Origin of the sequence: Mycobacterium sp., from assembly GCF_032162105.1 — a bacterium.
GTDB lineage: Bacteria > Actinomycetota > Actinomycetes > Mycobacteriales > Mycobacteriaceae > Mycobacterium.
The window spans coordinates 1-7,860 of record NZ_JAVRPS010000495.1 but is presented as its reverse complement, the minus strand read 5'-3'; the positions used below and the strand labels follow the sequence as shown (position 1 = coordinate 7,860).

Here is a 7,860-nt window from a genome sequence, read left to right as displayed (position 1 = left end):
CCCAGAAGTACCAGATCACCGCAGCTGAGCAGATGGCCTGCACTAGCAGGATCGCGGCGGTGCCGATGAGGGCCAGCAGACCGTAGATGTTGACGTAGGGCACGAGTGCCGGGGTGTCGACCGGGGTGCCGTTGGCGTCGGGCACCTGGACCGCGGTGAAGAAGGCGAACAGGAGGACGATCGCCAGCGTGATCACGCTCTGGATCGTCGACGCGATGTAGGGCGAGCCATGCTTGGGGTGGGTGCTTCCGATGGTCGACTTCACCTTGACCGACGGGATCTCGCGACCCAGCGCGAACAGGTAGCGCGACGCCGCGTTGTGGAACGCCAGTGCGCAGGCGAAGGATCCAATGACGAGCAGGGCCTTGTAGATATCGAGGACCACGCCGCCGAGGTTGGAGGTGACCAGCCCGAAGAAGAGGTCCAGCGGTGACGCGCTGATCGAGGTCTCGACCGACGTCTTGGCGCCGTTGCCTGCGATCACCATCGCCGAAATGAACGTGTAGAACAGGCCAAGGCCGACTACCGCGATGATGGTCGCCCTCGGAATGATCTTCTTCGGGTTACGGGATTCTTCGCCGTACACCGCCGTGGTCTCGAACCCGACCCAGGACCAGAAGGCGAAGAACAGTCCGATGGCCATCGACCCTGCGGCGGCCGCGGTACCGAACGCGCCCGCAGGCAGGCTCTCGAACGCGTTGTTGAGCAGCACCGTCTGGTTCAGCATGAAGCCGTCGGGCCCACCGCCGGAGAAGATCACGGAGAAGGCCAGCGCGAGCAGGATGAGTACTTCGGCGGTCAGGGTGAAGCCGAGGATCGCTGCCGTGAGGCTGATGTCGAAGTAACACAGCACCGCGATGGCCACGATCGCGACGATCGCGATCACCAGCCAGGGGATGTTGACGTTGAAGATGGTGTTGAGGGCGTCGTTGGCGAAATACGCGCAACCGCCGATCAAGGAGCCTTCGAACACGACGTAGGCGAAGGTGGCCAGCACTCCGCTGGCCATCCCCCACACCTGGCCGAGACCGTGGGAGATGAAGCCGTAGAACGCGCCGGTGGTGGTGATGTGCCTGGCCATCGCGACGTAACCGAGCGCGAACAGGGTCAGGATGATCGTGGCGAACAGGAAGCCCGCGGGGGCGCCGAGGCCGTTGCCGAAACCGACCGCGATCGGCACGTTGCCGGTCATGGCCGTGATCGGCGCGGCATTGGCGACGGCCATGAAGAGGACCGCGACGATACCGATGGAGCCCTTCTTGAGCCCGGCGGACGGCGCGGCCGGCTTGTCGTCGGTGGTTGCGGATTCGATGGTCACGCGGGCCTCCTGGCTCGGATCCGAGTGCAAAAATGGCCCGCCACGCTGCAGTCCGTTGTCGAGCGTCGCATCCGGGCCGCCAGCCGACAACTCGAGGAGCGATATTTCCTGCCGATCGGCAGGAATCGTTTGGGCCACGAGGGCGCCGAAGGTGCTCGAGGACCCCTCTGAACTGCGGATGAATGACCGGAGAACTGTGCGGCCCGACAGTGGCGGTAGCGAAGGGCAGCCGTGAGACTTGGCGGCGTGACCAACACCTCGCTTCTGGGTTCCATCCTGAATTGGCTTCGGGCCGGCTATCCCGAGGGCGTTCCCGGCCCTGATCGCGTTCCGCTGCTGGCGTTGCTGCGCGCAACCCCGTTGACCGAAGACCAGATCAAAGAGGTCGTCCGCAACATCACAGCCGACGGTTCGGCGGCCCTGGCGGACGGTTCGATCGACACCGACGAGATCGAGGCGTTCATCGCCGAGGTCACCAATCACGACGCGGGTAGCGAGAACGTCAACCGGGTGGCGGCCAAGCTTGCCGCGGCGGGCTGGCCGCTGGCCGGGGTCGAGAACACCACCGCCGCATCCGGCTAACCCACACGCGCTGACCCACTCAAACAGCGCCTCGAAACTGCTGACAGATCGCGAAAAAACCTGCGATCTGTCAGCAGTTTCGGCCACGTGATGGGCTTTACAGCGTGGCGGTGTCGATGACGAAGCGGTACCGCACGTCGCTGGCCAGCACGCGCTCGTAGGCCTCGTTGACGTAGTCGGCCGAGATGACCTCGATCTCCGGGGTCACGTCGTGCTCAGCGCAGAAGTCCAACATCTCCTGGGTTTCGGGGATGCCGCCGATCATGGATCCGGATAGGCTACGCCGCCCCCCGGCCAGCGGCATCGCCGGAACCTGCATGGGATGTTCGGGAATGCCGAGCTCGACCAGGGTGCCGTCGACCGCAAGCAGGCCCAGGTAGTCGCCCATGTCGAGATTCGCCGAAACCGTGTTGAGGATCAGGTCGAACTTGCCTGCGAGCTTGGTGAAGGTGTCCGGGTCGCTGGTTGCGTAATACTCGTCTGCGCCGAGCCGCAGGCCGTCCTCCATCTTCTTGAGCGACTGGCTCAGCACGGTCACTTCCGCGCCCATCGCGTGCGCGATCTTGACACCCATGTGGCCGAGGCCGCCCAAACCGATGACGGCGACCTTCTTGCCCGGTCCGGCGCCCCAGTGGCGCAGCGGCGAGAAAAGCGTGATTCCCGCGCAGAGCAGGGGAGCGGCCTGGTCCAGTGGGATGCTGTCGGGGATGCGCAGCACGTAGTTCTCGTCGACGACGGTCGCCTTGCTGTAGCCGCCGTAGGTCGGGGTGCCGTCCTTGCCGGTGGCGTTGTAGGTGCCGATCATGCCGCCTTCACCGGTGCAGTACTGCTGCAGGCCGGCCATGCAGTTGTCGCACTCCCGGCAGGAGTCGACGAAGCAGCCGACGCCGACGCGGTCGCCGACCTTGTACTTGGTGACCTCGGCGCCCACCTCGGTGACGATGCCTGCAAGTTCGTGCCCTGCGACGACGGGATACTCCGGTACGCCCCACTCGCCCTTGACGGTGTGGATGTCGCTGTGACAGATGCCGGCGAACTTGATGTCGAACGCGACGTCGTGCGGGCCGACGTCACGCCGCTCGATGGTGGTCTTGGCCAGCGGTTCGGTGGCCGACGTGGCGGCAATGGCGGAAACGGTGGTGGTCATGTCTTTTCTTGCCCTCTTTTAGTCGTGGTACAAAGCGGCCAGTCAGCCAGAAGCTTAGCGAAGGTAACTGAATCGGGCGCTGCGTCGCGCTCCGACCAGTGCCAACCGAAGCCGGTCCCTGAATAGTCCCGAACCTGGATGACGTCCAGGTTAAAGACCTGGGGCCCGGACCGCGCCGTTGAAGCTGACCACGTCATAGCGTGCCACTCCAGCCTGTGTGTACGGGTCGCGATCGACGATGTCCTGCGCATCGTCGGCGCTGACGTCGCCGGTGATCAGGACGCCGCCCGCGCCGGACTCCTGGCGCCCGGCGAGCAGCAGCCGACCCGCGGCCACCTCGATGTCGAGGAACTCCAGATGGGCGGGGCGGGTCTGCCCGACCACGTCGGGCGGCTGCAGGTAGGTCGACGTCAGCACGTGGAACACAGACGCGACTCTAGTTGATCGGGGCTTCGGTTGATTGGGGCGCTTCAGTTGATTGGGGCGTTCAGCAAGCGCAGGTCGGCGAGGATGCCGTGGGCCGCGACGATGCCCTCGCCGGTCTGCCACACCTCGTCGTTCACTGCGAACACCCTGTTGTCGCGGGTAGCGGACAGCTTGCGCCACGCGTCGCCGTCGAACAGGGTGGCCGCACGCTCTTTGGCCGCCGCCGATTCGAACGACACGTAGACGATGTCGCCGTCGGCCGCCGAGAAGTCCGGCGAGTTCTCCAGGTCCTTGTCCGTGATCCCGATCTCGACGTAGGGCTTGTCGGTGAACCGTTGCGCCGCAGGGCGATCCACGCCAACCGCGGTGAGCACGCTGCCCGGGAAGTCGGCGACGCCGTAGACCCGCATGGTGTTCTCGGTCAGCCGGACCACCGAGGCCTGGAAGTGGGTGGCGTCGTTCTGTACCCCGGTCTTCTCGGCGTCCTGGACGAATCCGTCGACCAGCCGGTTCGCGGCATCGGCGCGGCCCGTCGCCGCCCCCACCGTCCGCACCACGTCCTGCCACCCCGCGCCGGGCGTGCCGGTGAACACCGTCGGCGCGATCTCCGACAGCGGGCCGTACTCCTGCGGCGTCAGTTCCTGGGAACCGAGGATCAACTCGGGGGTGGCGGCTCGGATGGCCGCCAGGTCGGGTGACGTGCGCGTGCCCGCCGCCGGGAGGTCGTGCACGACGGTGCCGAGATAGGACGGCTGACCGGTCGAACCGTCCGGCAGCGCGGCAGCCACGATGCGCGACTGCAGCCCAAGGGCGCACAGCGCGTCGAGTTGATCGCCGGAGAGCACCACGATGCGCTGGGGGTCGGCCGGAACCTCGGTGGTGCCCGCCGCGTGGCGGACCTCCCGGGTCTCCGGACCTTCGTCGAGTGGAGCCGGGTCGGACGCGCAGGATTCGTCGGGCCTGCGCTCGTTTCCGAGGACGTTGGCTCCGGCGACCTTGGTGGTGCTGGTGATCACCGAGTTCGCGGCCGACGGTTGTGCAGGGGTGCCGCCGAGGCTGTCGCAACCGGTCACCAGCGTCACCGAAACCGCGGTGGCCAGTGCCGCTGCCGCGCTGATCAAGCCCACCCGCGGTGTGAAGAACGGCACGTCGCCGACGGTACCAATTCCCCGGTCGCTACGCTCCTGCCCTCCACCACATCCGGCCACTTCGCCGCCGGTCAAGCGCCGTTCCCAAAGCGGCCCCGATCGAATACGACGGTTTGTAGGACCCGGGCCGCCGTCGACAGGTTTGAGGGATAGGATTCACCCCGAGCACGCGGGGAACGCGGGACCGTGGACCCGCCGAACTTTTGGAGGATCTGTTGGTAGCCGAAGCGCCCCCAATCGGAGAACTCGAGGCACGGCGTCCGTTCCCGGCCCGGCTCGGTCCCAAGGGCAACCTGATCTACAGGCTGGTAACCACCACCGATCACAAGGTGATCGGCATCATGTACTGCGTCGCCTGCTTCATCTTCTTCTTCATCGGCGGGCTGATGGCGCTGTTGATGCGCACCGAGCTGGCGTTGCCGGGCCTGCAGTTCCTGTCCAACGAGCAGTTCAACCAGCTGTTCACCATGCACGGCACGGTGATGCTGCTGTTCTACGCGACGCCGATCGTGTTCGGGTTCGCGAACCTGGTGCTGCCGCTGCAGATCGGCGCGCCGGACGTGGCGTTCCCACGGTTGAACGCCTTCTCCTTCTGGCTGTTCCTATTCGGCGCCACGATCGCGATCGCCGGCTTCATCACCCCCGGTGGTGCAGCTGACTTCGGCTGGACCGCGTACTCGCCGTTGACCGACGCCATCCACTCGCCCGGCGCGGGCGGGGACCTGTGGATCATGGGCCTGGCCGTCGGTGGTCTCGGCACCATCCTCGGCGGCGTCAACATGATCACCACCGTGATCTGCATGCGTGCGCCCGGCATGACGATGTTCCGGATGCCGATCTTCACGTGGAACATCTTGGTGACGTCGATCCTGGTGCTGCTGGCCTTCCCGCTGCTGACCGCCGCGCTGTTCGGCCTTGCCGCCGACCGCCACCTGGGCGCGCACATCTACGACCCGGCCAACGGCGGTGTGTTGTTGTGGCAGCACCTGTTCTGGTTCTTCGGCCACCCCGAGGTGTACATCATCGCGCTGCCGTTCTTCGGCATCGTGAGTGAGATCTTCCCGGTGTTCAGCCGCAAGCCGATCTTCGGGTACACCACGCTGATCTACGCGACCCTGGCGATCGCCGCGTTGTCGGTGGCGGTGTGGGCGCACCACATGTACGCCACCGGCGCAGTGCTGCTGCCGTTCTTCTCCTTCATGACGTTCCTGATCGCGGTGCCCACCGGCATCAAGTTCTTCAACTGGATCGGCACGATGTGGAAGGGCCAGTTGACGTTCGAGACACCGATGTTGTTCTCGGTGGGCTTCCTGGTGACCTTCCTGCTCGGCGGCCTTTCGGGTGTGTTGCTGGCCAGCCCGCCGATCGACTTCCACGTCACCGACTCCTACTTCGTTGTGGCGCACTTCCACTACGTGCTCTTCGGCACCATCGTGTTCGCCACCTACGCGGGCATCTACTTCTGGTTCCCGAAGATGACGGGCCGGCTGCTCGACGAGCGGCTCGGCAAGTTGCACTTCTGGCTGACGTTCATCGGCTTCCACACCACTTTCCTGGTGCAGCACTGGGTCGGCGACGAGGGCATGCCCCGCCGCTACGCCGACTACCTGCCGACCGACGGATTCACCACGCTGAACGTCATCTCGACCATCGGCGCGTTCATCCTCGGCATCTCGACGATCCCGTTCACGTGGAACGTGTTCAAGAGCTGGCGCTACGGCGAGCCCGTCGTGGTCGACGACCCGTGGGGCTACGGCAACTCGCTGGAGTGGGCCACCAGCTGCCCGCCGCCGCGGCACAACTTCACCGAGCTGCCCCGGATCCGTTCGGAGCGGCCGGCTTTCGAGCTGCACTACCCGCACATGGTCGAGCGGATGCGCGCTGAGGCGCACGTCGGACGGGCACACGGTCCCGAAGACGGCGACGTCACGCGACTCGACGACGAACACGTCCGCACCTGACGGCCGGCGGCGTCGCGGGGCTGACTTCGGGGTGAACACGTCAAAGGTGTCGGTCCTGATCACCGTCACCGGTGTCGATCAGCCGGGCGTCACGTCGGCGCTCTTCGAGGTGCTCTCGGGCCACCAGGTCGAATTGCTCAACGTCGAACAGGTCGTGATCCGAGGCAGGCTCACGCTGGGCGTGCTGGTGGCCGGACCGGCCGACGTGGCGGGCGGCGCCGACCTGCGTGACGAGGTGCAGCGCGCCATCCACAGCGTCGGACTGGACGTCACCATCGAGCGCAGCGACGGGATGCCGGTGCTGCGCGAGCCGTCGACGCACACCATCGTGGTGCTCGGCCGCCCCATCACCGCCGAGGCGTTCGGCGTGGTCGCCAGGGGAGTGGCAGCACTGGGTGTGAACATCGACTTCATCCGCGGCGTCTCGGACTACCCGGTCACCGGGCTGGAATTGCGCGTCTCGGTCCCGCCGGGGGCCGCCTACGGCCAACTGCAGGTCGCGCTCGCCCAGGTGGCCGTTCAGGAGAGTATCGACATCGCGCTCGAGGACTACAGCCTGTCGCGACGGGCCAAGCGCCTCATCGTGTTCGACGTTGACTCGACCCTGATCCAGGGCGAGGTCATCGAGATGCTGGCGCATCGGGTGGGCGCACATGCCGCGGTCGCCGAAATCACCGAGGCCGCGATGCGCGGTGAGCTCGACTTCGCCGAATCGCTGCATCGTCGGGTGGCGACGCTGGCCGGCATGCCGGCTTCGGTGCTCGACGACGTGGCCGACCAGATCGAGTTGACACCGGGAGCGCGCACCACGATTAGGACGTTGCGCCGCTTGGGCTTTCACTGCGGGATCGTCTCCGGCGGCTTCCGTCAGGTGATCGAACCGCTGGCGCACGAGTTGATGATGGACTTCGTCGCTGCCAACGAACTGGAGATCGTCGACGGCAAACTCACCGGCCGGGTGGTGGGCAACATCATCGACCGGCCAGGAAAGGCCAAGGCGCTGCGGGACTTCGCCCAGCAAGCCGGGGTGCCGATGGAACAGACCGTGGCCGTCGGCGACGGCGCCAACGACATCGACATGCTGGCCGCTGCGGGTCTGGGGGTGGCGTTCAACGCCAAACCAGCGCTGCGCGAAGTGGCCGATGCATCGATCAGCCACCCCTACCTGGACACCGTGCTGTTCATCCTCGGCGTGACCCGTGGCGAGATCGAGGCCGCCGACGCGGTCGACGGGACGCTACGCCGCGTGCACATCCCCGAGGACTAGTTTTCTCCCGC

7 protein-coding genes are annotated in these 7,860 nt (G+C 66.1%); 3 read left to right on the top strand and 4 right to left on the bottom strand.

The genetic code is table 11. The features are described from left to right. On the bottom strand, positions 1–1,318 hold a 1,318-nt coding region (locus QOC69_RS25405; protein WP_526444842.1), incomplete at its 3' end, for an amino acid permease. Between the two features lie 246 nt (positions 1,319–1,564). Between QOC69_RS25405 and QOC69_RS25400 the strand changes: the two genes are divergently transcribed. Further along, positions 1,565–1,900 (top strand): DUF3349 domain-containing protein, encoded by a 336-nt coding sequence (locus tag QOC69_RS25400; protein ID WP_526444841.1) that lies wholly within the window; start codon positions 1,565–1,567, stop codon positions 1,898–1,900. Positions 1,901–1,997: 97 nt separating this feature from the next. Here QOC69_RS25400 and QOC69_RS25395 read toward each other — a convergent pair whose 3' ends face one another. From QOC69_RS25395 to QOC69_RS25385, 3 genes are all read right to left on the bottom strand, one after another. Next, on the bottom strand, positions 1,998–3,047 hold the full coding sequence (locus QOC69_RS25395; RefSeq protein ID WP_526444839.1) for an NAD(P)-dependent alcohol dehydrogenase: 1,050 nt from the start codon (positions 3,045–3,047) through the stop codon (positions 1,998–2,000). Between the two features lie 150 nt (positions 3,048–3,197). Beyond that, positions 3,198–3,473 carry a YciI family protein gene (locus tag QOC69_RS25390; RefSeq protein ID WP_526444837.1) on the bottom strand — a complete coding sequence of 92 codons (276 nt, stop codon included), beginning with the start codon at positions 3,471–3,473 and terminating at the stop codon, positions 3,198–3,200. Positions 3,474–3,517: 44 nt separating this feature from the next. Continuing rightward, a complete protein-coding gene (locus tag QOC69_RS25385) occupies positions 3,518–4,621 on the bottom strand; it encodes an iron-siderophore ABC transporter substrate-binding protein (protein ID WP_526444835.1) in 1,104 nt (367 codons plus the stop codon). A gap of 215 nt (positions 4,622–4,836) precedes the next feature. On the opposite strand from QOC69_RS25385, the gene ctaD reads away from it, so the two are divergent. Together ctaD and serB are read left to right on the top strand one after the other, a co-directional pair. After that, positions 4,837–6,582 carry an aa3-type cytochrome oxidase subunit I gene (ctaD, locus tag QOC69_RS25380; protein ID WP_526444833.1) on the top strand — a complete coding sequence of 582 codons (1,746 nt, stop codon included), beginning with the start codon at positions 4,837–4,839 and terminating at the stop codon, positions 6,580–6,582. 31 nt (positions 6,583–6,613) lie between these two features. Further along, positions 6,614–7,849 carry a phosphoserine phosphatase SerB gene (serB, locus tag QOC69_RS25375; protein WP_526444831.1) on the top strand — a complete coding sequence of 412 codons (1,236 nt, stop codon included), beginning with the start codon at positions 6,614–6,616 and terminating at the stop codon, positions 7,847–7,849. Positions 7,850–7,860: the final 11 nt, after the last annotated feature.